The 23,689-nt window shown below is 70.6% G+C and carries 22 protein-coding genes; 17 read left to right on the forward strand and 5 right to left on the reverse strand.

Translation table 11 applies throughout. The annotated features are described in order from the left end of the window. Positions 1-151: 151 nt before the first annotated feature. A complete protein-coding gene (locus Aco03nite_RS24695) occupies positions 152-562 on the reverse strand; it encodes a peptidoglycan-binding domain-containing protein (protein ID WP_203798328.1) in 411 nt (136 codons plus the stop codon). 238 nt (positions 563-800) lie between these two features. Here Aco03nite_RS24695 and Aco03nite_RS24700 point away from each other — a divergent pair, with 238 nt between their 5' ends. Genes Aco03nite_RS24700 through Aco03nite_RS24730 form a run of 7 tightly spaced genes read left to right on the forward strand, consistent with a single transcriptional unit; the run spans position 801 to position 8,242 of the window. Beyond that, positions 801-1,880: a substrate-binding domain-containing protein gene (locus Aco03nite_RS24700; protein WP_203798330.1), complete on the forward strand. Its 1,080-nt coding sequence runs from the start codon at positions 801-803 to the stop codon at positions 1,878-1,880. A gap of 1 nt (position 1,881) precedes the next feature. Beyond that, positions 1,882-2,877, forward strand: coding sequence for an ABC transporter permease (locus Aco03nite_RS24705; protein ID WP_203798332.1), 996 nt, complete (start codon positions 1,882-1,884; stop codon positions 2,875-2,877). Further along, entirely contained in the window at positions 2,874-3,659 is a 786-nt protein-coding gene (locus tag Aco03nite_RS24710; RefSeq protein ID WP_203798334.1) for an ATP-binding cassette domain-containing protein, read from the forward strand. The genes Aco03nite_RS24705 and Aco03nite_RS24710 overlap by 4 nt, the downstream gene beginning before the upstream one ends. Before the next feature lie 2 nt (positions 3,660-3,661). Continuing rightward, on the forward strand, positions 3,662-4,504 hold the full coding sequence (locus Aco03nite_RS24715) for a class II fructose-bisphosphate aldolase (protein ID WP_203798336.1): 843 nt from the start codon (positions 3,662-3,664) through the stop codon (positions 4,502-4,504). Between the two features lie 45 nt (positions 4,505-4,549). Next, a complete protein-coding gene (locus tag Aco03nite_RS24720) occupies positions 4,550-5,995 on the forward strand; it encodes an FGGY-family carbohydrate kinase (RefSeq protein WP_203798338.1) in 1,446 nt (481 codons plus the stop codon). Continuing rightward, complete coding sequence (locus Aco03nite_RS24725) at positions 5,989-7,434, forward strand: FGGY family carbohydrate kinase (protein WP_203798339.1); 1,446 nt, start codon at positions 5,989-5,991, stop codon at positions 7,432-7,434. Before Aco03nite_RS24720 ends, Aco03nite_RS24725 begins: the two co-directional genes overlap by 7 nt. Positions 7,435-7,489: 55 nt before the next feature. Further along, positions 7,490-8,242, forward strand: a complete 753-nt coding sequence (locus Aco03nite_RS24730) for a GntR family transcriptional regulator (protein WP_203798340.1) — start codon at positions 7,490-7,492, stop codon at positions 8,240-8,242. On the opposite strand, the gene Aco03nite_RS24735 is transcribed toward Aco03nite_RS24730, so the two are convergent. Next, positions 8,232-9,506: an MFS transporter gene (locus Aco03nite_RS24735; RefSeq protein ID WP_203798341.1), complete on the reverse strand. Its 1,275-nt coding sequence runs from the start codon at positions 9,504-9,506 to the stop codon at positions 8,232-8,234. The genes Aco03nite_RS24730 and Aco03nite_RS24735 overlap by 11 nt on opposite strands. Positions 9,507-9,582: 76 nt before the next feature. On the opposite strand from Aco03nite_RS24735, the gene Aco03nite_RS24740 reads away from it, so the two are divergent. The 7 genes from Aco03nite_RS24740 to Aco03nite_RS24770 all read left to right on the forward strand — a co-directional run bounded on the left by Aco03nite_RS24740 (position 9,583) and on the right by Aco03nite_RS24770 (position 17,144). Continuing rightward, positions 9,583-10,488 carry a hypothetical protein gene (locus Aco03nite_RS24740; protein ID WP_203798342.1) on the forward strand — a complete coding sequence of 302 codons (906 nt, stop codon included), beginning with the start codon at positions 9,583-9,585 and terminating at the stop codon, positions 10,486-10,488. A 70-nt stretch (positions 10,489-10,558) separates the two neighbouring features. Then, positions 10,559-11,248, forward strand: a complete 690-nt coding sequence (locus Aco03nite_RS24745; protein ID WP_203798343.1) for an ArsR/SmtB family transcription factor — start codon at positions 10,559-10,561, stop codon at positions 11,246-11,248. A 163-nt stretch (positions 11,249-11,411) separates the two neighbouring features. Further along, positions 11,412-12,950, forward strand: a complete 1,539-nt coding sequence (locus Aco03nite_RS24750; RefSeq protein WP_203798344.1) for a sugar ABC transporter ATP-binding protein — start codon at positions 11,412-11,414, stop codon at positions 12,948-12,950. Then, the gene (locus Aco03nite_RS24755) at positions 12,947-13,966 is read left to right on the forward strand and encodes an ABC transporter permease (RefSeq protein ID WP_203798346.1); all 1,020 of its coding nucleotides are present in this window, start codon (positions 12,947-12,949) and stop codon (positions 13,964-13,966) included. Before Aco03nite_RS24750 ends, Aco03nite_RS24755 begins: the two co-directional genes overlap by 4 nt. An 82-nt stretch (positions 13,967-14,048) precedes the next feature. After that, positions 14,049-15,095, forward strand: a complete 1,047-nt coding sequence (locus Aco03nite_RS24760; protein WP_203798349.1) for a substrate-binding domain-containing protein — start codon at positions 14,049-14,051, stop codon at positions 15,093-15,095. Next, on the forward strand, positions 15,095-16,234 hold the full coding sequence (locus Aco03nite_RS24765; protein ID WP_203798351.1) for a Gfo/Idh/MocA family protein: 1,140 nt from the start codon (positions 15,095-15,097) through the stop codon (positions 16,232-16,234). The genes Aco03nite_RS24760 and Aco03nite_RS24765 overlap by 1 nt, the downstream gene beginning before the upstream one ends. Before the next feature lie 4 nt (positions 16,235-16,238). After that, positions 16,239-17,144 (forward strand): sugar phosphate isomerase/epimerase family protein, encoded by a 906-nt coding sequence (locus tag Aco03nite_RS24770; RefSeq protein ID WP_203798353.1) that lies wholly within the window; start codon positions 16,239-16,241, stop codon positions 17,142-17,144. Here Aco03nite_RS24770 and Aco03nite_RS24775 read toward each other — a convergent pair. Together Aco03nite_RS24775 and Aco03nite_RS24780 are read right to left on the reverse strand one after the other, a co-directional pair. Then, on the reverse strand, positions 17,114-17,986 hold the full coding sequence (locus Aco03nite_RS24775) for a sugar nucleotide-binding protein (protein ID WP_203798356.1): 873 nt from the start codon (positions 17,984-17,986) through the stop codon (positions 17,114-17,116). The genes Aco03nite_RS24770 and Aco03nite_RS24775 overlap by 31 nt on opposite strands. Before the next feature lie 10 nt (positions 17,987-17,996). Continuing rightward, complete coding sequence (locus Aco03nite_RS24780; RefSeq protein WP_203798359.1) at positions 17,997-18,971, reverse strand: GNAT family N-acetyltransferase; 975 nt, start codon at positions 18,969-18,971, stop codon at positions 17,997-17,999. A 164-nt stretch (positions 18,972-19,135) separates the two neighbouring features. On the opposite strand from Aco03nite_RS24780, the gene Aco03nite_RS24785 reads away from it, so the two are divergent. From Aco03nite_RS24785 to Aco03nite_RS24795, 3 genes are all read left to right on the forward strand, one after another. Next, the gene (locus tag Aco03nite_RS24785) at positions 19,136-19,681 is read left to right on the forward strand and encodes a hypothetical protein (protein WP_203798361.1); all 546 of its coding nucleotides are present in this window, start codon (positions 19,136-19,138) and stop codon (positions 19,679-19,681) included. Between the two features lie 21 nt (positions 19,682-19,702). Next, positions 19,703-20,950 carry a hypothetical protein gene (locus Aco03nite_RS24790; RefSeq protein WP_203798363.1) on the forward strand — a complete coding sequence of 416 codons (1,248 nt, stop codon included), beginning with the start codon at positions 19,703-19,705 and terminating at the stop codon, positions 20,948-20,950. Positions 20,951-21,066: 116 nt separating this feature from the next. Further along, positions 21,067-22,680 (forward strand): lysyl oxidase family protein, encoded by a 1,614-nt coding sequence (locus Aco03nite_RS24795; RefSeq protein WP_203798366.1) that lies wholly within the window; start codon positions 21,067-21,069, stop codon positions 22,678-22,680. Positions 22,681-22,719: 39 nt separating this feature from the next. Here Aco03nite_RS24795 and Aco03nite_RS24800 read toward each other — a convergent pair whose 3' ends face one another. Then, on the reverse strand, positions 22,720-23,628 hold the full coding sequence (locus Aco03nite_RS24800) for a hypothetical protein (RefSeq protein ID WP_203798368.1): 909 nt from the start codon (positions 23,626-23,628) through the stop codon (positions 22,720-22,722). Positions 23,629-23,689 lie beyond the last annotated feature (61 nt).

Here is a 23,689-nt window from a genome sequence, read left to right on the forward strand (position 1 = left end):
CGGCCCCGGCCGCCGCTGTGCCGGCCTGGTGGTCGGATCCGGGCCGCTCGGCCGCCGTCGTTCTCAACGCCGGTCCGGATGGTGCGGCGGGGCGGGGGAACGGGTGGAGCGGTGCCGGTCGGGCCGGGTCGTGGTCTTCCGGGTGGTGTGTCTACCCCTGGTCGGCGTCGTGGCTGTTGTGCCGGGTGAGGCGGATGTCGCCCTGGTCCCGTTCGGCCTTGTCCCGGCGGGGTGACGGGGGCTGGGCCGGTGGGGTGAAGAGGCGGGCGAAATCGTCCGCCCAGATCTGGCCGAAGAACTTGGTGCCGGGCATCTCGGCCCGCTGGAACCGGGCCACCGCGTCCGCGGTGGGTTTCTCGAAGAGGCCGTCGGCCCAGCCGGAGTCCGGGTCGGTCACGCCCGGCACCCAGCGCTTGCGGATCAGCTGGCGCTGGATCTCGCGGACCCACGTCTTCTCGTCCGCGGTGAAGCCGCCCCGGGAGGCGGCCGGCCCGGAGATCAGGCCGAAGTAGTGGCCGCGCGGCAGCGGCCAGGTGGTCGTCGAGAACGGTGGAAGCCCCATTCCCCGACTGTCCGGCGAGAGCGGCCGGAGCGACGGAGAACTGTCCCCGATCCGAACCAGGCCACCATCCCACGGCAAGATATGCCGATAAAAGGGTAAAAAAGCACGTTTACCAGCCCGACCGGAAAACCTGCTCGTAATATTTGTACGTACAGTATCGACATGTAGGGGAGGGCATGCCTAAGGTCACAACGTCAACTCGTGAGGCCACGTAGCCTCCGTTCAAGGAGACACCTCGATGACTCGTACCTCCTGGCACCGCCGTGCCCTCACCACCCTTACCGTCTCCGCCCTGCTGATCCCCGGCCTCGCCGCCTGTGGTGGCAGTGAGGGCACCCCCGCCGCCGAGGGCGGCGAGGCGAAGGTGACGCTGATCCTCAAGGACCTGCAGAATCCGTTCTTCACCGCGCTCGCCGACGGCGCGAAGGCCGAGGCGGCGAAGAACAACGTCGAGCTGACCGTGGTGGCCGCCAAGAAGGACGGCGACGAGCAGGGGCAGATCGACGAGATCGAGAGCGCGGTGCTCAAGGGCCAGGACGGCATCCTGATCCTGCCCAGCGGCCCGGCCGTCAACAAGGCGATGACCGACGCCCGCGCCCAGGGTGTCACGGTGATCGCGCTGGACACCCCGCCGGACCCGATCGACACCGCGGACATCACGTTCGCGACCGACAACTTCGAAGCGGGCAAGCTGATCGGCGAGTGGTCGAAGGCGAACCTGGCCGGCAAGCCCGCGGTGATCGCCCTGCTGGACCAGTTCAGTGACCGGACCATCCAGACCGACCTGAACCGGGACCAGGGCTTCCTCGAGGGCATGGGCATCGACCTGGCGGACAAGACCAAGAAGGGCGACGAGGCGAAGACCGGCAACTACGCCGGCGGCACCTACACGATCGCCTGCCAGGAGCCGACCACCGGCGCCGAGGACGGTGGCCGCACCGCCATGGAGAACTGCCTGACCAAGAACAAGGACATCAACCTGGTCTACACGATCAACGAGCCGTCGGCGTCCGGCGCGTACAAGGCGTTGCAGGCCGCCGGGATGCAGGACAAGGTCACGATCGTCTCGATCGACGGCTCCTGCGACGGTGTCAAGAACGTCGGGGAGGGTGTCATCGCCGCCACCTCGATGCAGTTCCCGGTGAAGATGGCCGAGCTGGGCGTGAAGGCGGTCGCCGACAAGGTGGCCGGCAAGGCGCTGCCGGCGGTCTCCGACGGGCTGGACTTCTACAACACCGGCACCGAACTGATCACCGACAAGGCCCAGGCCGGGGTCACTTCGACCACCACCGCCGACGCCACGAAGACCTGCTGGTGACATGACCTCCACCAAGAAAGCGGCGTCCCCGGCGCTGCGTGCCCAGCACTTCCTGCACGAGAACCCGTGGGTCAGCCCACTGGTGCTGCTGGTCCTGTCGGTCGCGGTGTTCACCCTGCTGAACCCGGCGTTCGCCCAGCCCCGCGCGATCTCGCTGCTGCTGCAGCAGACCGCGGTGGTGGCCGCCCTGGCGGTCGGCCAGACCCTGATCATCCTGACCGGCGGCATCGACCTGTCGGTCGGCGCGGCGGCGATCCTGGGCTGCATGTCCTCGGCGCTGCTGGCCTCGCAGCACGGCCTGCCGGCGCCCGCCGCGATAGCCGTCGGCATCCTGATCGGCGCGCTGTGCGGCCTGCTCAACGGGGCGCTGGTGTCCCGGCTGAAGCTGCCGCCGTTCATCGTCACGCTCGGCACGCTCAGCGTCTTCACCGCGATCACGCTGATGCTGACCGGCGGATCGACGGTCCAGGGCCGGGACATGCCGGAGGCGATGACCGCGGCCGGCACCCGGATCCCGTTCCTCGGGCTCGACCTGAACGTCGGCATCCTGGTCGTCGGCCTGGTCTACCTGGCCGTCGGGTTCGCCCTCGGGTTCACCGCCTGGGGCCGGCGGGTCTACGCGGTCGGTGACGCCCCGGAGGCCGCCCGGCTCGCCGGGATCTCGGTCAGCCGCGTCCTGCTCAGCGTCTACATCGTCGCCGGGATCATCTACGGCATCGCCGCGTGGGTGCTGATCGGCCGGGCCGGTGCGGCCTCGCCGAACGGCATCGTGGACGCCAACCTGGCCAGCATCACCGCCGTCGTGATCGGCGGCACCAGCCTCTTCGGCGGCCGGGGCGGCGTGGTCGGCACGGTGCTCGGCGCGCTGATCGTGCAGAGCTTCGCCATCGGCCTGACCCTCGCCGGTCTCGACGACGAGTACCGCGTCCTGGCCGTCGGCATCCTGGTGATCGCCGCGGTCGCCGCCGACCAGTGGATCCGGAAGGTGCGGACATGACAGTGACCACGAAACAGCCGGTGCTGTCCGCGAAGGGCATCCGCAAGACGTTCGGCCGGGTGGTCGGGCTGGACGGCGTCGACCTGGACGTCTTCCCCGGTGAGGTGCTCGCGATCATCGGCGACAACGGCGCCGGCAAGTCGACGCTGATCCAGTGCCTGACCGGGGCGCTGGTGCCGGACGAGGGCACCCTGGAACTCGACGGGAAGCGGGTGTCGTTCCGGCGCCCGCAGGATGCCAAGGACATGGGCATCGAGACCGTCTACCAGTCGCTGGCCATGTCGCCGGCGCTGGACATCGCCTCCAACATGTTCCTGGGCCGGGAGATCCGCAAGGCCGGCCCGCTGGGTTCGGTGTTGCGGATGCTGGACCGCAAGGCCATGCGGGAGAAGTCGATGGCCGCGGTGCAGCAACTGGGGATCCGCACCATCCAGAACCCGGGCCAGCGGGTGGAGACCCTCTCCGGCGGCCAGCGGCAGGCGATCGCGGTGGCCCGGGCGGCCGCCTTCGGTTCCAAGCTGGTGCTGCTCGACGAGCCGACCGCCGCCCTGGGTGTGCGCGAGTCGGGGCTGGTGCTGGACGCCATCCGGGCTCTGCGCGACCGGGGGCTGCCGGTGATTCTGATCAGCCACAACATGCCGCACGTGTGGGAGATCGCGGACCGGATCCACATCCAGCGGCTGGGCCGCCGGGCCGGTGTGATCACCCCGTCCAGCCACGACATGACCGAGGGCGTCGCGATCATGACCGGCGCCAAGACCCTCGACACCGGTAAGGAATAGACATGGGCCTGGTCAGTGGGCTTGAGGTCATCGAGCAGTGCGTGTCCCGCGGGCTGGTGGCCGGCGCGTTCAACACCACCAACATCGAGACCACGATGGGCATCGTCCAAGCCATCGAGAACACCCGTGTCCCGACGTTCATCCAGTGCGCGCCGACCAACGCGGTGCTCTCCGGGTACGAGTACATCCACGACATGGTGAGCCGCCGCCTCGCGAAGGTGGACGTGCCGGTGGCCCTGCACCTGGACCACGGGCGCACCCTCGACGACGTGACGCAGTCCCTGGCGGCCGGCTTCACCTCGATCATGATGGACGCCTCCGGCCACGAGTACGACACCAACGTGGACCTGTCCCGCAAGGCGCGGGAGCTGACTCCGGCTCAGTTCGCCCTCGAGGTCGAGCTGGGCAGCATCGGCGGCAAGGAGGACGATCTCGGCCCGGAGCGGGAGGCGACCACCGACCCGGACCAGGTCGCGGAGTTCGTCGCCGCCACCGGATGCGAGATGCTCGCGGTCTCCGTCGGCAACGTGCACGGCTATGCCCCGGACGTACGCATCGACATGGATCTGCTCCGAAAGGTTCAGCAGGCCAGCGCGGTGCCGTTGGTGATCCACGGCGGCTCCGGTCTGCCCCGCCAGCAGCTGGGCCGGCTCGCCGAGTTCGGCGTCGTCAAGGTCAACGTGGCCAGCGACCTGCGCAACGCCATGATCCGGACCTTCGGCGAGGCGTACGCGGCGAACCCGAACGAATACGCCCTGATCCGCGTCTCGCAGCAGGCGGTCACCGCGATCACCGACGTGGTGGAGAACCGGATCCGGACCTTCAACCCGAAACTGGCGCGCTGAGAAGAAGGCTGCTGACCGAACAAAGCTGCTGAGAAGACGGAAACGATGAAACCCACGATCACGATCGACATCGGCACGACCCGGATCAAACTCGGCTTCTTCGACGGCGACGGTGACCAGCTGGCGTCGGACAAGCAGCCCACGCCCAACACGGCCGACGCCTGGGGGACCGTCTACGACGTGGACGCCCTCCTGTCGATCATCGTGCGGTTCATCCGGAACCTGGACCCGGCCCACCGCGACAGCGTCGAGCGGATCGCCATCGCCGGCGTCGGCGAGTCCGGTGGCCTGGTCGGCCCGGATCTGGCGCTGCGGTCCCCGATGATCCTCTGGCACGACCAGCGGGGCGCGGCCATGATCGAGGGCCTGGACCGCGGCCAGCGGACCCGGATCTACAAGCTGACCGGGCTGCCGCCGAACGCCAACTACTCGCTGTCGAAGGTCGCCTGGGCGGTCGCGCACACCGACCACGCCCTGGACGACCTGCGCTGGCTGAACGTGTCCGAGTACGTGGCGGCCTGGATGACCGGGCAGCGCTGGGCGGAGTACTCGCTGGCCAGCCGTACGATGGCGCTCGATCTGCGGGAAGGGGTCTGGTCCGCCGAGATGGGCGTCCTGGGCGGGGTGCGCCCGGAGATCTTCCCGGAGCTGCGCCGGGCCGGGCAGGGGCAGGAGATCACGCCCGGGTTCGCCCGCGAGACCAGCCTGCCGGCCGAGGTCAGCGTGCACGTGGCCGGGCACGACCACATGGTCGGCGCGGTCGGCGCCGGGCTGCGCAAGGGCGAGGTGCTCAACTCCACCGGCACCACCGAGGGTGTGCTGCTGCTCAACGACCGGCCCAGCCTGGACGCCTACTCCGCCCGGTCGATGCTCGCCAACGGGCTGGCCTGCGACGGGTCGGCGTACACCCAGTTCGCCTCGATCCCGACCGGTGGATCGGCCTTCGCCACCCTGCAGCGGATGCTCGGCATGTCCGAGTCGATGCTGGCCACGTGTGTGGCGGCGCTGAGCGAACGGTACCTGTCCGGGCAGATCGACCTGGCCGCCGTCCCGATCGTGATCCCGCAGTTCCGGGGCAGCCCGCCGCCGGACAAGTCGGCGTCCGCCCGCGGCATCATCGCCAACCTCGGCAACGACGTCCGGGCCGAGGACATCGTCTTCGGCTGCTTCCTTGGCCTGGCCATCCAGTTCGCCAAGGTCCTGGAACTGTTCCGGACCGACGCCAGCACCATCAAGGTGATCGGCCCGGCCAGCGAGAACCGGCTCTGGCTGCACCTGAAGGCGGACGTCCTCGGCGCCGACCTGAGCGTCTCCAAGTTCCCCGAGGTCGTCTCCCGCGGGGCACAGGCCCTGGCCTCCGGCAAGGCCAGCAACTGGGAGTCCTGCGACCCGTCACCGGTGCACGCCGACGCCGGCCGGCACGCCCGGCTGCAGGAGTGGCGCGAATCGGTCCGCCCCGCCGTGCGTAACCTCGGGCAACTGTCATGGTGAGCCGTACTCTCGTCGCCGGCATCGACTCGTCGACACAGAGCTGCAAGGTGGAGATCCGCGACCTGCGGACCGGCCGTCTCGTGCGCGAGGGACGAGCGGCACACCCACCCCAGAAGATCATTGATCCGTACGAGTGGTGGAAGGCCCTGCTCCTGGCCGTCGACCGGGCCGGTGGCCTGCACGACGTGTCGGCGGTGTCGGTCAGCGGCCAGCAGCACACCCCGGTCTTCCTGGACGCCGACGGCGCGGTGGTGTGCGACTCGCCGCTCTGGAACGACACCGGCTCGCACCCGCAGGTCGTCGCCCTGAACACCGAACTCGGCGCCGGCGAATGGGTCCGGCGCACCGGGCTGCCGATCAGCCTGTCCGACACCGTGGTGAAACTGCGCTGGCTGCGCGACACCGACCCGGACAGCGCCCGCCGCACCGTCGCGGTCGCGGTGGTGCACGACTGGCTCACCTGGCTGCTGCTCGGGCACGGCCCCGGCCGGGCCGACTTCAGCCGCCTGGTCACCGACCGGTCCGAGGCCAGCGGCACCGGCTACTGGTCCGGCGAGACCGGCGACTACTGCCCGGACCTGGTCGAACACGCCCTCGGCAAGCAGGTGATCCTGCCCCGGGTGCTCGGCCCGCTGGAGCGCGCCGGGGTCACCGCCGACGGCATCCCGGGCATCCCGGCCGGGCTGGTGATCGGCCCCGGCAGCGGCGACAACGCGGCCGCCGCGCTGGCCCTGCGGCTGCGGCCCGGTGACGCGGTGATGTCGCTCGGCACGTCCGGGGTGGTCTACAGCCGCAGCACCCGGCCGGTGCACGACTACTCGGGTGTGGTGTGCAGTTACGCCGACGCCACCGGCGACCACCTGCCGCTGGCCGCGACCCTGAACGCGGCCCGCGACCTGGACGCCGGGATCGCCCTGCTGGGCTGCGACTACGCCGAACTGTCGGCGCTGGCCCTGCAGGCGCCGCCGGGCGCCGGCGGCCTGACGATGCTGCCCTATTTCGAGGGCGAGCGGACCCCCGACCTGCCGGACGCCACCGCGTCGCTGCACGGCGCGACCCTGGCCAACTTCACCCGGCCGAACTTCGCCCGCGCCGTCGTCGAGGGGATGCTGGCCAGCCAGGTCGTCATGATCGACGCGACCCGGGCGTGCGGGGTGCCGGTGAACCGGCTGCTGCTGATCGGGGGCGCCGCCCGCAGCGCCGCGGTGCAGACCGTCCTCGCCCAGATCATCGACGTCCCGCTGCTGGTTCCCGAGCCGGGGGAGTACGTGTCGATCGGCGCCGCGGTGCAGGCCGGCGGGGCGCTGACCGGGGCGATGCCGGACTGGCCGACAACTGTCCGGGAGGTGCCGGCGACCCCGGCCGAGACCGTGATCATGAGCCAGCACCGGGCCGCGCGCAGCGCCATGTCGTACGACGCGGCGTTGTCACCGGCCTGATGCGACGGCCGCCGTCAGCTATTCGTAAGATTCGCTCAAAGTCGATGGAGGGGCGATGAAGAACATCGAGCGCGCTTCCCCGGTGCCCTACTACGTGCAGCTGTACGAGGCGCTCCTCAGCAGCATCCAGTCGGGTGAGCTGCCGGCCGGTCAGAAGCTGCCCGGCGAGAGCGAGCTGCACCGGACGTTCGCCCTGTCCCGCCCGACCGTGCGCCAGGCCCTGGACATGCTGGAGTCGAACGGGTACGCGCAGAAGGTGGCCCGCCGTGGCTACTTCGTCGCCGAACCGGACGCGCCGCAGGGCTGGCACATCGAGGGCCTCGGCGGCTTCCTGGAGAACGGTCTGCTGCACGGCGACCCGAGCGTCACCACGACCGTGGTGTCCTCCGGTGAGCAGCGGCTGCCCGACGAGGTCACCACGGCCCTGCGGATCCCGCGCAAGTCGATCGGGTTCGTGCTGGAGCGGGTGCGCAGCGTCGACGGGCAGCCCGCCCTGTTCAGCACGAACTGGACGCCGCCCGGTGTCGCCGGGGTGGTCGCCGTCGCCACCGGCGTCCGTGAGGGCACGTCGTCGCTGACCGCGGCCCTGCAGTCCGGCGGTTACCAGGCCGCCGGGGCGCGTCGGGTGATGCACGCGGTCGCGGCCGGCCCGGTGATCGCGGCGCACCTGCGGATCCCGGACACCACGCCGATGCTGCGCATCCGGTCCACCACCTGGGACAAATCCCTTGTTCCGTACGACTACTACGAGACCTGGCTGCGCACCGACATCGTGCCGCTCGCCGTGGACGCCCGGGTCATGACGTGACCCGGGCGTCGGCGAGCGCCTCCGCCGGGACGTTGCGTTCCAGGAAGCGGCGGGCCAACCGGGTCGCCGGGTGCACGGCGATCGTGGCGGCCACGATGATGCCGGCGATGATCAGCCAGCCGGTGGCGCCCCAGTTCATCGCCAGGAAGGTGTAGAGCGCCGGGGCCCACACCTTGCCCAGGGTGCCGCTCAGGTTGGCCGCGCCCTGGTAGGCGCCGCGCTGCCGGGGGTCCATCAGCTCGGCCTCCAGGGTCCAGCCGGCCGCCGACAGGTACAGCTCGGCGGCCGTCACGGTGACGTGGCCCAGCCATACCAGGGCGATGGTGAACCAGCCGACGGTGTCGTGGGTGGCCAGCGTGATCAGGCAGGAGATCACGAAGAACGCCGACGACACCCGGATCGCGCGCAACGCCGTCCGGATGTCGCTGACCCCGCGGGCCGCCGCCATCGGCAGGAAGATGCACATCACCGTGTTGGTGCCGAACAGGAACGCCAGCAGCACCCGCGGGGCGTCGGTCTGCTCCACCAGCCACAGCGGGATCACCACGTTGAGCAGCACCTGGTTGGTCCAGAACACGCCGTCGAAGAACGTGGTCAGCAGCCAGCCCGGGTTACGCAGCGGCCCGGGGCCGGGGATCTTCGCCTTGCGTTGTTCGGGTGTCCGGTTGTCGTGCGCGGCCCGCGGCAGCCGGGTGACGAAGGCGGCGTTGACCAGGAAGACCGTCGCGGTGAACCAGGGCAGGGCGTGCAGGACGTCGTTGGAGTGGAACGCCAGCGCGACACCGCCGCAGAGCGCGCCCAGGGTGAAACCGAGGTTGAGCGCGGAATACATGTAGGCGCGGGACTTCACCCGCTCGTCCGGGGGCAGGACGTCGATCGTGTACGCGCTGTGCGCCGCCTGCCCGAGCGCGCTGATCACCTCCATGCCGACGGCCATCGCCACGAAGCCCGGGAAGTCGCCGATGAACGGCCACAGCGCGAACATCGCCGCCTGCCCGGTCGCGCTGACCGCCCACATCCGCTTCGGCCCGTACCTGTCGACCAGCTTGCCCATCGGCACCGCGGCCAGGAACGCGGCGATCCCGGCGATGGTCAGCCCGAGCCCGACCTGGGCCGCGGACAGCCCGACGATCTGGGTGAAGAAGACCGCCGACCCGGTCATGAACGTGCCGTCGCCGACGGCGAACAGCAGCGACTGTGCCGCCAGCCGCCCGGCCAGGGGTGAGGGTGGGCGGAACTGTCGTACGGCAGCAGCGAGTGTCACCGTGCAAGTCTCCGGATCCGGAGCATCGGTGTCTCCCGATTTTCGGTGGGTCAAGGGCCGAACGTAGGATTCTGCGATGCCTGAGATGTCGCCCCCGTCGGATCCGGCGGCCATCGGGCACTGGATCACCTCGGCCCCGATGCGGGCCCTGGTCGCGGCGTTCGGCGGGGAGTTGCCGGAGCTGCCGACCGGGAAACTGCTGATCTGGCTGGACGAGTTCTCCGCCCGGCACTGGGATTTCCGGGCCGGCGCCGAGCGGTTCGAGGCCCGGGACTGGACCGGCTCGGCCGCCGAGAGTGCGCTGATCATGGATGCGGCGCGGGCCCTCGGGCTGGTCGTGCCACAGCCGCCGCGCCGGGATTCGTACGACCATCTGCTGGTTCTCGGCGGTTTGGCCCAGGGATGCCTGCAACGTGCCGCGTACGCCGCCCGGTTGGTCTCCGATGGTCTGAAGGTCGGGGCGGTCGCCGCACTGGGCAGTTTCCGCCCGTGCGGCCCGGCGGAGCGGGCGCTGCTCGCGAAACAGACGGACTGTCACGAGGTGGACGCGCTGGACCAGGGGGTCCGGGACGCGTTCGGGCTGACCGCGTCGGCGGCGACACGGACGGGTTCCGACGGCCCGGTGGGGCCGCGGTCGTGGAGTCACCACATCTACCGCCTGGACGGCGGGCCGCGGGTGCACGTGCTGGCGGCGCCGGCGTCCGGGCACCGGGCCAACACCGCCGACACCTACGAGTTCTGGGCCGAGGAGTTGAGCCTCGGGATCGGGGCGACGGTTCTGATCGTGACGACACCGATCTACGTGCCGTTCCAGCACTGTGACGCGGTCCGGATCCTCGGCTGCGACGTCGAGACGATCGGCCTGGACCAGGCGCTGCTCCCGGCGGCGATGCGGCAGGAGCCGTTCAGTGCGGGGCGGCATCTCCAGGAGGTCCGGTCGGCGATCCGGTCGATGCACCGCCTGTACGACGCGACGATCTGATCACCAGGCCCATGCCTCCGGTCCGGGCCCGCCGTTGCCGATCGGCGGGAAGATCTCCTCCAGTGCGGCCGTGGTGGCGGCGAGCCCGCTCGATCAGGTCGCCGCCGAGGTGACCGCGGCGTGGGCGGGACACGACGCGCCGCCGGAGGCGATCGTTTTCGGTCATGACCTGCGAGCCGGGCTGTCACTGCCGGTGACCGAGATCCGGGAGTACTTCGCCGCCGTGGTCGTCCTGCGGTGGCCCCGGCTGCGGGCGCCGGCCGAAACCGAGATCGCCGGCCGGGCCCGGGCCGCCGTCGGTCACGGTGCTCGCGCGATGCTCGACGGTCTGCATCCGGAGCTTGCCTGGACCGGTTCCGCGCTGGAGTTGCGCTACCCGCACCAACACGGCCGGTGGAGTCTGGACGGTCATCATCTGACCCTGCTCCCGACCGGTTTCGCCGGTGCCGAGGTGTATGCGCTGCCGGACGCCCCGACCGGTCGTACCCTCTGGTACGCCCCGCGCGGGCACGGCATGCTCCGGCTGCCCGGTGCCCCGCAGCCGTCGTCCGCGGCGCTGCTGGGCTCCAGCCGGGCCGCGGTGCTGGCCCTGGTCGAGGCGCCGTACAGCACCGGCGAGGTGGCGCACCGGCTGAACCTGTCCACCGGCACTGCCTCCCACCACCTGACCATGCTGCGTGACGCCGGGCTGGTGGTCGCGGTGCGGGACGGCAGGCGGTTGCTCTACCAGCGCAGGCCGCTGGGCGATCAATTGGTCTGAGTGATCAGATGCGGACGCTCTGGACATCTTTTGCTCGTACGAACAAAAGTTAGGTGCCTGTCGTCCAGAAGCTATGGACAGTCGAACAAATGGCACTTAGTGTGGCCCACACAACACCTGCTGGAAACACGGATGACACAGGGACAGGTGGGGAGGGGCAAGCATGCGCACGGCCATCGATGAACCGGATGAACGACCAGTCCTACGGCTGACCGACGTGGTCAAGACCTTCCCGGGCGTCAAGGCTCTGGACGGTGTCCAGCTGGAGGTCCGGGCCGGTGAGGTCCACTGCCTGCTGGGCCAGAACGGAGCCGGCAAGTCCACGTTGATCAAAGTGCTGGCGGGTGTGCACCGCCCGGACTCCGGCACGGTCGAGTGGCAGGGCGAGCCGGTCGCCTTCGGAGGCCCGCAGGCCGCGACGAAGGCGGGCATCGCCACCATCTACCAGGAACTCGACCTGGTCGGCGACCTGTCGGTGGCCGAGAACGTGTTCCTCGGCCACGAGCCGCGCCGGTTCGGGTTCGTCCGCCGCGGGACCATGGTCGCCCGTACCCGCGAGATCCTGAAGTCCCTGGGTCACGAGGAGATCCCGCCGCGCCGGATGGTGCACGCCCTGCCCGCCGCCGGCAAACAGGTGGTCAGCATGGCGCGGGCGCTGTCGCACGAGGCCCGCCTGCTGATCATGGACGAGCCGAGCGCGGTGCTGGCCCATGACGAGGTGGAGAACCTGTTCCACATCATCCGGCGGCTGACCGCCCGGGGCATCGCGGTCATCTACATCTCGCACCGGATGGAGGAGATCCGCGAGATCGGCGACCGGGTGACGGTGCTCAAGGACGGCCGGACCACCGCGGCGAACCTGCCCGCGGACACCCCGACCACGGAGCTGGTCAGCAGGATGACCGGCCGGTCCATCGAGTACGTCTTCCCACCGAGAACCGCCACGGCCGGCACGGACGATCTTCTCACGGTCACGAACCTGAGCCGGGCGGGCGAGTTCCGCGACGTCTCGCTCAGCGTCCGCCCGGGAGAGATCGTCGGCATCGCCGGACTGGTCGGTTCCGGACGTTCCGAGCTGCTCGAGACCATCTATGGTGCGCGGCGCCCGGATGCCGGAACGGTCGAGCTGGACGGCCGTAGGCTGCGGCCGGGGGACGTCGGATCCGCCGTACGCGCGGGCATGGGAATGGCTCCGGAGGAGCGGAAAAGTCAGGCGTTGCTGCTCGGCGAACCGATCCACCGCAACATGACACTCGCGACCTTCACCGGACTGGCGAGGTTCGGCTTCACCAGCGCCCGGCGCGAACGGGCCGAGTCCGAACGCATCGCCGAGTCCCTGGAACTGCGGCCGCGCGACGTCAGCCGCCCGGTGCGCACGCTGTCCGGCGGCAATCAGCAGAAGGTGGTGGTCGGGCGCTGGCTGCTCGGCGGCACCAGGTTGCTGCTGCTGGACGAGCCGACCCGCGGTGTGGACGTCGGCGCGCGGGCCGAGCTGTACCGGGTGATCCGCGACCTGGCCGCCGAGGGTGTCGGGGTGCTGCTGGTCTCCAGCGAGGTCCCCGAGGTGCTCGGCCTGGCCGACCGGGTGCTGGTGATGCGGGAGGGCCGGATGGTCCGCGAGGCGTCCGCCACCGAGATCGACGAAGACACGGTTCTCGACCTCGTGATGGCGGGGTCACTGATGGAAGGGGCGCCGGCGTGACCGCAACAGCGCTGGAGACCGGCAGGAAACGACTGTGGGCGGGCGAGTCCGGCGAGTCGGTGAGCCGCAACCTGATCCTGGCCGGGGTGCTGGTCGCGCTCCTGGTGATCGGCGCGATCACCCAGCCGCAGCTCTACGGCGACTCCGCCTGGGTGTGGAGCAACGTTCTGTCGATCCTGCAGCTCGCGTCGGTGGTCGGCGTGGTCACGGTGGGCATGACCTTCGTGATCATCGGCGGTGGCATCGATCTGTCGGTCGGTGCGATCGTCGCCCTGGCCGGGGTGTGGAGCACCACGCTGGCCACCCAGTCGTTCGGGGCCGGGGGCATGATCTTCACGGCGATCGTGGTCGGGATCGCGGTCGGTCTGGTCAACGGTTTCCTCATCTCGTACGGCAAGCTGGTGCCCTTCATCGCGACCCTCGCGATGCTGGTGGCGGCCCGCGGCCTGGCGGCGTCGATCTCCGGCAAACAGACCCAGATCTCGTCGAGTGACCTCATCAACGGCATCGCCAGCACCAAACTGCTCGGCATCCCGATCCTGGTCTACATCCTGGCGGCGGTCGCGGTGGCCGGCTGGGTGCTGCTCAACCGCACCACCTTCGGCAGGCGCACGGTCGCGGTCGGCGGCAACCCCGAGGCCGCGCGCCTGGCCGGGATCAACGTCAAACGCCACACCATGCTGCTGTACGCGTTGAGCGGGCTCTGCTGCGGCATCGCGGCGATCATGCTCACCGCGCAGGCCACCTCGGCCCAGGCGGCCATGGCCAACCTCTACGAACTGGACGCCATCGCCGCGGCGATCATCGGCGGCACCCTGCTCAGCGGCGGGCGCGGCACCATCGTCGGCTCGGTCCTCGGGGTGCTGATCTTCGCCACCATCACCAACCTGTTCGCCATCAACGGCCTCTCCACCGAGGCGCAGAACATGGTCAAGGGCGGCATCATCGTCGCCGCCGTGCTGGTCCAGCAGTTCCGCTTCCAGTCCGTGACCAGGCTCTTCAACCGCAAACCCTGATCTGCCGCCGTACGCCCGGGCGACCGTCACGCCGACGGCTGCCGGGTTCCGCACACCCTTTTTTCGAGAACCGGAGCCGATCATGGCGAGTATCAACCGTCGAGGACTGCTGTTCGGTGGCGCCGCGGTGGGCGCGGGCGCCCTGCTCACCGCCTGTACCAGCAACGAGGCCGCACCGACCGCGGCACAGACCAAGGCCGTGGACGCGGCGGCCGGCGGCAACGCGGCACCCGGCGAGAAGGTGGTCATCGGCTTCTCCGCCCCGGCCGCCGACCACGGCTGGCTCGCCGCCATCACCACCAACGCGAAGGCCCAGGCCGCGACCTTCTCCGACGTGGAGTTCAAGTCGGTCGAGTCCGGTTCGGACGCCGCCGCCCAGCGGGCCGCGTTGTCCACCCTGCTGGCGCAGAAACCGAACGTGATCGTGCTGCTCCCGCACGACGGCAAGGAACTGAACTCCTTCGGTCTGGAAGCGATGACCGCCGGGGTGCAGGTGGTCAACCTGGACCGGGCCTTCCCGGACCGCCGCGCCTACCGCACCCAGGTCCTCGGCGACAACTACGGGATGGGCGTGGCCGCCGCCAACTACGTGATCGAGCAGATGAAGGCGAAGGGCGTCGCCGCCCCGGTGATCGGCGAGATCGCCGGGATGGACGAGCTGGAGCTGACCCAGACCCGGTCCAAGGGCTTCTCGGACACCCTGACCGCGGCCGGGTTCACCGTCGCCAACCGGCGGGCCGCCCGGTTCACCGTGGACTCCGGCCAGCAGGAGGCCTCCCAGTTGCTGCAGGCCCTGCCGAAGATCGACGCCCTCTGGAACCACGACGACGACCAGGGCATCGGCGTGCTCGCCGCGCTCAACCAGGCGAACCGCAAAGAAATGATCATGGTGGGTGGCGCCGGCTCCAAGCAGGCCATCGAGGCGATCCAGGCCGACGACTCGCCGCTGAAGGCGACCGTCACCTACAGCCCGTCGATGGCCTCGTCGGCGATCTCCCTCGCCCGGCTGATCGGCCAGGGCAAGGGCCTCGGCGACCTGGTCGAACTCCAGGTGCCCAAGGAGATCGTGCTGTCCTCGGAGACGATCACCAAGGACAACGCGGCCGACTACCTCAAGTTCGGATTCTGATGCGGATCGGCATGGTCGGGCACGCGTTCATGGGCGCCGCGCACTCCCAGGCGTGGCGCACCGTGAACCGGGTGTACGACCTGCCCCGCCAGGCCCGGATGGCGGTGGTCGCCGGACGGGACGAGACCCGGGTCGCCGCGGCGGCCGCCCGGCTCGGCTGGGACGGGCACACCACCGACTGGCGCACCCTGATCAGCCGGGACGACATCGACCTGATCGACATCTGCACCCCCGGCGACAGCCACGCCGAGATCGCGATCGCCGCCCTGGAAGCCGGCAAACACGTCCTCTGCGAGAAACCCCTCGCGAACACGATCGACGAGGCCCGGCGGATGGCGGACGCCGCAGCCGTCGCCACCGGCCGGTCGATGTGCGGCTTCAACTACCGGCGGGTGCCGGCGGCCGGCCTGATGCGGCAGATGGTGGCCGGCGGCCGGATCGGCGAGATCCGGCACATCCGCGCCGCGTACCTGCAGGACTGGATCGCCGACCCGGCGGCGCCGATGGTCTGGCGCCTGGACAAGGAGAAGGCCGGATCGGGGGCGCTCGGCGACATCGGCGCGCACATCATCGACCTGACCCAGTACGTCACCGGCCAGCTCATCAGCGGGGTGTCCGCGCTGACCGAGACGTTCGTCAAACAGCGCCCGGTCACCACCGGCGGGTTCGCTCAGGTCACCGTCGACGACGCGGCGCTGTTCCTGGCCCGGCTGGACGGCGGGGCGATCGCCACCTACGAGGCCACCCGGTTCGCCACCGGGCGCCGGAACGCGCTCCGGGTCGAGATCAACGGCTCCCGGGGGTCACTGGCGTTCGACTTCGAGCGGATGAACGAACTCGAGTTCTACGACGCCACCGCCGCGTCCACCCAGCAGGGCTTCACCCGGATCCTGGTGACCGAACCTGATCACCCGTACCTGGCCGGCTGGTGGCCGCCCGGCCACGGCCTCGGTTACGAGCACGCCTTCACCCACCAGGCCCGCGACCTGATCGAGGCGATCGCGACCGGCGGCGACATCGCCCCGTCGTTCGCCGACGCCCTCCAGGTCCAGCTGGTCCTGGACGCGGTCCTGAGATCGGCCGACGACAGCTCCGCCTGGACCTCGGTCACCCACCAACCAGTTCTCTCCGGGAGGTAACACCATGCCTGAACTCAGTCGCCGTCATCTGCTCGGGGCCGCGGCCGCCGGTGCGGTCGCCACCACCGCCATCGGCTCGCAGGCCCAGGCCGGGGGCGGCCGGCACGGCTCGTCCGGCCGGGTTCCGAAGGACCAGATCAGCGTCCAGCTCTACACGCTGCGCAACCAGCTCGCCATCAACCTGGAGACCACCTTCACCGAACTGGCGGCGATAGGTTACACCCGGATCGAGCACGCCGGATTCGTCGGGCGGACCGCCGCCCAGTTCACCGCCGCCCTCAAGAACGCCGGGCTCCGGGCCACCAGCGGGCACGTCGCCATCCCGCAGCCGTGGAACGCCGAGACCTGGAAGAAGAGCCTCGAGGACGCCGCGATCGTCGGCAACAAGTTCATCGTCCACCCCTACTTCGGGGCCACCGCGACCGGACCGGTCCGGGACAGCTCCGTCTACAAGGCGTTCGCCGCCGACCTCAACAAGGCCGGGGAACTCGCCCGCCGGGCCGGGCTCAGCCTCGGCTACCACAACCACCACAACGAGTTCGCCCGCCAGGACGGCGGCGACCGGACCGGTTTCGACATCCTCACCAGCTACACCGACTCCCGTCTGGTGCACCTGGAGGTCGACCTCTACTGGGCGTGGCGCGGCGCCGCCGACCCGGTCGACCTGATCGAGAAGCACCGCAACCGGATCAAGCAGGTGCACGTCAAGGACCTGGACTTCAGCAGCGCCTTCGCCGACGTCGGCACCGGCCTGATCGACTTCAAGCGGATCTTCCGCCGGGCCAAGGAGGCCGGGCTGGTCGAGTTCGTGGTCGAGCGCGACGACGCGGGCACCGCACCCCGCACCCCGGCGCAGGCCCTGGACAGCGCCAAGGCCGGTTACCGGTACCTGAGCTCGCTGAGGTACTGATCCGGCGCCGATTCGAGCGGGGTGCGCGTGAGGAACTCGCGGGCACCCCGCAACCGGGTGGCCAGCCGGGACTGCGTGACCGTGCAGTCCAGGCGTACGTCCAGCGGTCCGGCCGGGCCCAGCTCGGCCCGCAGCCCGCCCGGCAACCGGGAGTCGTCGAGGCCGTCCCGGCGGGCGATCAGGGTGCCCAGCTCGTGGCGGCTGATCGGATCGGCGCCGGCTACGTGGTGCGGGCCCGCGTAACGGGACCGGGCCAGCTCCAGCAGGGCGGACGCCAGATCGCTGACGTGCACCGGGCACCTGATGTCGTCGGTGAACAGCACGCCCGAGGTGGTGCCGGAGGCGAGCGCCGACACGAACTTCTCGTGCTGGGAGTCGCCGCCACCGATGATCAGCGAGGTGCGGGCGACGACGGCGCCGGGGTCGATGCCCCGGACCGCGGTCTCCGCCGCCGCCTTGGCCGCGCCGTACGCGGTGGTCGGGTCCGGTGGGACGGCCTCGCCGTAGCTCTCCCTCTGCCCGGAGAACACCGCGTCGCTGGAGACGTGCACCAGACGGGCCCCGATCGCCGCCGCGGCGGCCGCCACGTGAGCCGCCCCGTCCGCGGTGGTCACCCAGTCGGACTGCTGGAACGCCGTGTTGACCACGGTCGCCGGGCGGCAGCGGCGGATCAGCGCCGTCACCTCGGCCCGGTTCCGGATGTCCAGCGGCTCCCACGCCACCCCGGCGACCCCGCCGCCCCGATGGTGGAACGTCGCGCCCACCCGGGCGCCCGCCAGCCGTGCCTGCCGGGTGATCTCCCGACCGAGGAGACCGCTGCCACCCACCACCAGAAGATCCACGAATGTCACGTTAGACGGTGGCTTCCACGGTGTGTGTCGTCTCGACCGGGCGGAACCCGAAACGGAGGTTGGTGGCGATCATCGCGTCGTTGCCGTCCGCGGTCCAGGTGTGCAGGTGGCGGACCGTGGGGAAGTCCGCTTCCAGACGGGCCAGGGCGGCGGACTTGAGGACCGCGCCCAGACGCCGGCCGCGGTGCGCGCCGAGCACGAACGTGTCGTCCTGCAGGGCGTCCTCCTTCCCGTTGTCCACCTCTTTCGTTCCGTCCACCAGGATCCGGCTGTAGCCGGCGGGGGTGCCGTCCGGGGCCAGCAGCAGTGCGGTGACCATGCCCCAGCCGGCGTTGGCCAGCCGCTTGTCGGCGGCGAGAACCCGGTCGGCGGTGAACACCTCCGGCTCGTGATCACGGTCGCCGACCGGCACGTCCTGTTCCATCAGGGTGCGCATCGTGGCGAAACCGGGCGCGACGGCGGCGTCCACCGGGCCGGTCCAGACCTCGGTCCGGTACCCGTCCGGGACGGTGGCCGGCACCGGAGCGGCCGGGATCCCGAGCAGGTAGCGGCGCTCGGTCAGCTTGATAGTGAAGCCCCGGTCCAGGGCGAACCCGGTCCCCACCGGCTCGTGGACCTCGGCGGAGACCACCCGGCGGCCCTCGGCGCGGGCCAGGTCCACCGCGGCCCGGAACAGTTCCGTGCCGGCGCCGCGATTGCGGAACTCCGGGGCCACCGCCAGCTCCAGGTCCACAGTGTGCGCGTTCGCCGTACGGGACAGGTTGACGATCATGCCGCCGAGACACACGTCGCCGTCCCAGACACCGAACGGCCGCCGGTCCAGCAACAGGTTCGTGGCGTTGGTGCGCAACGACGTCAGGGTGGCGCCGGCGCTCGCCACCATCGGCTGCTCCCGGCCGGCGACCAGCCCGGCCCGGAACGCCGCGTACCACCGGCCGGCGTCGGGTCCGTGTGGGTCGAGTGCCCGCGATCGCATGATGCCCCCGTTCGGTTATCTGCCTTTAGAGGGATACCAGAGCCACCACGGGCGTAGTACCCCGGTACTACCGGCGACTAGAACCACGGTCCGATGCGGTGCGGGGGTGGCCGCCGTAGCGTTTCCGGTGAGCAGCGAGCGGTAGGCGATCGACGGAGGCGGCCATGGTGACGTTCGAGCAGTGGGAGTTGTCGGCCCGGTTCGCCCTGGCCGACCGGGGGATCGGCTACTACGGTTCGGAGCCGATCATCGCCGACGTGCGGGCGCACTGCCTGGCCACCGGGCAGTCCCCGGCCGAGGCGTTCGGCGACCCGCAGCGGTTCGCCGAGGACACCGTCCGCAACCGGATGCAGCGCCCCGGGGCGTACCTGAGCGGGCAGTTGTTCCTGCTGTCGCTGGGTGGCATCGCGGTGGCGGTGCTGTTCGCGATGGCCGACCTGACCCTGCAGATCTCGGTGAGCGCGGCCGGCCTGACCGCCGTCACCGCCCTGCTCGCCGCCTCGTTCACGGCCTGGGGCGTGCCGCAGGCGCTGCTCTCCGCCGGCCGCCCGGCCCTGGCCGTCGCGAGCCGGGTGGCGGCGCCGCTGTTCGCCGTCGGCGGCATCCTGGCCTACCTGTTCCTCCCGCACGAGCGGATGTTCCACGTCCCGGTCCTGATGGTGATCGGGGTGGCGGTGGGCGTTCTGATCCTGGCGACACGGCGGCGCTGACATGGCTACGATCTCCGGTCCATGGACGAGAAGTGGATTCCGGCGCTGGCCCGTTACGCGGCGCGGCTGCATGGGGTAGCGGGCGATGAGCACCACGTGGCCTCCCCGCTGGGCGCCTGGCTGCTGCTGGCCCTGACCGCGGCCGCCACCGCCCCGGCTCAGCCTGACGCGGATCCGGCCGTCGCCGAGTTGGCCGCGGTGCTCGGGGTGGAGCCGGGGGTGGCCGCTGAGGTGGCCGCCGGGCTGCTGGCCGATCCGCATCCGCTGGTGGCGGTCGCGACCGCGATGTGGCATGCCGCCGGGGTCGATCCGGAGCATCGGTATGCCGGGCTGCCGGAGCAGACCGAGCGCGGGGTGATCCCGGACGCGGCGGGGCTGGACCGGTGGGCGCGGGAACGCACCGGCGGGCTGATCGAGAAGTTCCCGGGTGACCCGGCCGGGGTGCCGGTGATGCTGGCCAGTGCTCTCGCCGCCCGGGTCCGCTGGGAGGTTCCGTTCGAGGTGACGGCCGCGTCGGCTCTCGGCGCGGACAGCCCCTGGGCGTCGCGGCTGACCCATGTGCTGCGCAAGCCGGTGCGAGGTCACGAGGCCTTCGTGGCCGGAACCGATCAGGCCGGCGACGTGATCGCGCATCGGGCCGTGGCGACCACCGAGGCCTCGGACACCCGCGTCGCATTGCGCGTCGTGTCGGTGGCAGCGAGCCGGGACGTCCCGCCGGAGGATGTGCTGGCCGCGGCCTACGAGATCGCCTGCGACGACCGGGACCGCCGGCGCAAGCCGCTGGCCGATCTGCCGCTCGGCGAGAGTCCGTTGTGGACCATCCGTGAGTGGGCGGGCTCCTCCGAGTGGTGTGACGCGGTGCTGCCCTGCTGGTCCGCCGCGAGCGAGCACGACCTGACCGGCCCGGGTCTCGGGTTCGGCCCGGCGGCGCGGGCACTGCTCGCCGGCACCGAGATGGGCGGTGACGCGGTGGAGTTCGGGGCGGTGCAGTCGGCGATGGCCCGGTTCGGGCGGAACGGGTTCGACGTGGCCTCGCTGACCGGCCTGACGGTGGGTGGCGCCGCACCGGAGGAGCCGTCCCGGTCCCGGATCGCGGAGTTGCGATTCGCGCATCCCTACGCGGTCGTCGCGGTCGCCACGCAGCAACGATGGGACGATCGCCGGCTGATCGACGGCCCGTGGCACGGGGTTCCGGTCTTCTCCGCCTGGGTCGGTGAGCCGGAGGACGTCCCGGTCGAGGACCGCGACCCCGACGAATGGGACGACTGACTCCCAGGTTTGTGCCAGGGCGGGCGCACTTCACAGGGATCTCACAGCGGGTGCCGTGAGATGTGCTCTGACCGGGGCGGTTCAGCACCCGGTCGGAACAGACCTGGGGGAAATCGATGGTTGACGTGCAGGGTGGGCCGCGCCGGCGACGGCGCTGGCCGGTGATCGGGGTCGCGGTGGGCGCGCTGGTGCTCACCGGGGCCGGGGTGGGCGCCGCGGAGGCGGCCGCCGCACCGCCGTCGCTGACGTTCGTGGCCGCCGCGAAGACGGTCACCGCGGAACGGTACGACAGCGGCGAGGAGATCTACCTGTCGCTGGATCTGGGCCTGCACGTCATCGCCGGCAAGGATCCGTTCGAGGTGCGGGCCACCCGGGCGGCGTACGACAAGCCGATCGTGGCCACCCGTACCGTCAAGAAGAACGGAAAGAACGTCAAGGTCAAGCTTCCGGCCGGGACGGTCAAGGACTTCTCCGGCCTGAAGAACTTCACCACCATCACGATCACCGACAAGGCCGGCAAGACGGTCGCGAAGTATGCGACGACGTTCTGCGGCAACTCGTACTCGTCGGCCCGGACCCGGCGCGACGCCCCGGCGCAGACCCCGTACCCGACCCGCTGCGGTGGAGAGAACCCGTTCACCCTCGGCTCGGTCTGGGGTGTGCAGGCCGGCTGGAACTCGCCGATCGCCGACCAGCCGCTGTCCGCGACCGGGCTGTCGAAGCTGAAGGCCGGCAAGTACACGGCGACCGCGACGATCGCCGCCAAGTACCGCAAGATGTTCGCGATCCCGGCGGCCAAGGCCACTGCCAAGGTCACCGTCAACGTGGTCGACCTGAAGATCGACGACGAGAAGCTTGCCGCGGTACGCGCGGCGGACGCCACCGAGGACCCGGGCCTGGCCGTGCGTGCCGCCGGAACCCACCGGCACGAGGGTGAGGGCGACGCGTCCCGTCAGGTGTCGTCGTACCTGCCCGAGTTCCGGGCCGCCGCCAGCCGCCCCACCACGCTGGCCGCCGCCCCGAAGGCCGGCCCGAAGCCGGACCTGCGATCGCTGCCGGCCTGGGGCATCTCGGTGTCCGAGGGTGTCAACGAGAAGACCGGTAGGACCGACGGCAAGTGGTACGTCAACTTCGGCGCGACGGTCTGGAACGCCGGCACGTCCCCGCTGGTGGTCGACGGTTTTCGCCGCAGCGGCACCGGCTACATGGACGCCTACCAGTACTTCTTCGACACCAAGGGTAAGCAGGTCGGCTCCCGTCCGGCGGGCACCCTGCAATGGGATCCGCGGGAGGGCCACATGCACTGGCACTTCACCGACTTCGCCCAGTACAACCTGCTGAAGGCGGACAAGAAGTTCGCGGTCCGCAGCGGCAAGGAGGCGTTCTGCCTGGCCAACACGGACGCGGTCGACTACACGATCCCCGGGGCGAAGTGGCGCCCGGACAACACGTCCCTGGAGACGTCGTGCGGCGCGAACACGGTGGTGGCGGTCCGCGAGGTCCTCGACGTGGGCAACGGTGACACGTACAGCCAGGACCGTCCCGGCCAGTCCTTCGACATCACCAACCTGCCGAACGGCACCTACTGGATCCAGGTGCTGGCCAACCCGGCGAAGAAACTCTCCGAACTGAACCTGAAGAACAACACCGCCCTCCGAAAGATCATCCTCGGCGGAACCGCCAAGAAGCGCACCGTGACCGTCCCGAAGGTCCACGGCATCGCCGGCTGACCTTCCTCGCAGACAGCCCGCCCCGCGCGGACGGCCCGTTCAGGTGCCGTCGGCGCGGGGCGGTGGTGCCGGCGCTTCGGCGCCGGAGCGTTCCCCGTCGTTGCCCTGCACCACGAGCCGTTCGGCGAACCCGGCACCGAACGCGGCCAGCAGCAGGTTCGGTGAGTTGATCCCGGCGGCGCTGGCGGTGGCGATCGAGAACAGCCAGATCGTCAGCCCGGCGACCGCCCCGATCGGGATCCGGGAGAACGACGAGGTGAACGAGCCGAGCTGAACGGTGACCCGTTCCCGGTGGATCCGGGTCGACCGCTGGGCGGCGCTGGTGACCGCACCGAGAATGCCCAGCAGGACCGCGAGCACGCAGGACGCCCGCCCGGTGATCCACGACTCACGAAGGAAGCCGCTGGCCGCACTGGAGATCATCACGACCACGACGACCAGGATCGGGGCGCCGATGACGATGAGCAGGGTCTGGTAGTGCCGGACGATGGCCAGCCGCCAGTAGTCGTTCGAGATGCCGTCGTTGCGGAGTTTCAGCGCCTCGGCCACGAACTTGCGGCGCGTCTCCAGGCCCGGCGCGGGCCCGTCGAAACCGGGCAGGAACCCGGTCCGGGCCAGCAGGCGGCGGGCGGCCTCGGCCCGCCAGGTCACGAGCCGCCCGGGGTCCTCGATCTCCTGGGCCAGGGACTGGGCGGTGATCAGCAGCCGATCCTCGTCGTACAGCAGGACCAGCTCCTGCCGGGCCCGGTAGAGGTGGGTCCAGCCGGAGTTCACGTCGTGTCTGTCGCATGCCGCGCGCGCCTGCTGGATGTACCGCCCGGCCAGATCGCCGTCGGCGTCCGCGTGCTTGACGACACTGCTCAGCTCGTCCTCGAGGTCCAGGATCTCGGCCCGCAGCCAGGCCAGTCGCGGATCCTGCCAGACCTTCGCCGCCACCCGAAAAGGCATCGCCCACTATGGCCGGACCCGATCGAGCTTTGTCAAGATTTCGGGACCGGCCGGAGGCGGT

Origin of the sequence: Actinoplanes couchii, from assembly GCF_016862075.1 — a bacterium.
Classification (GTDB): Bacteria; Actinomycetota; Actinomycetes; order Mycobacteriales; family Micromonosporaceae; genus Actinoplanes; species Actinoplanes couchii.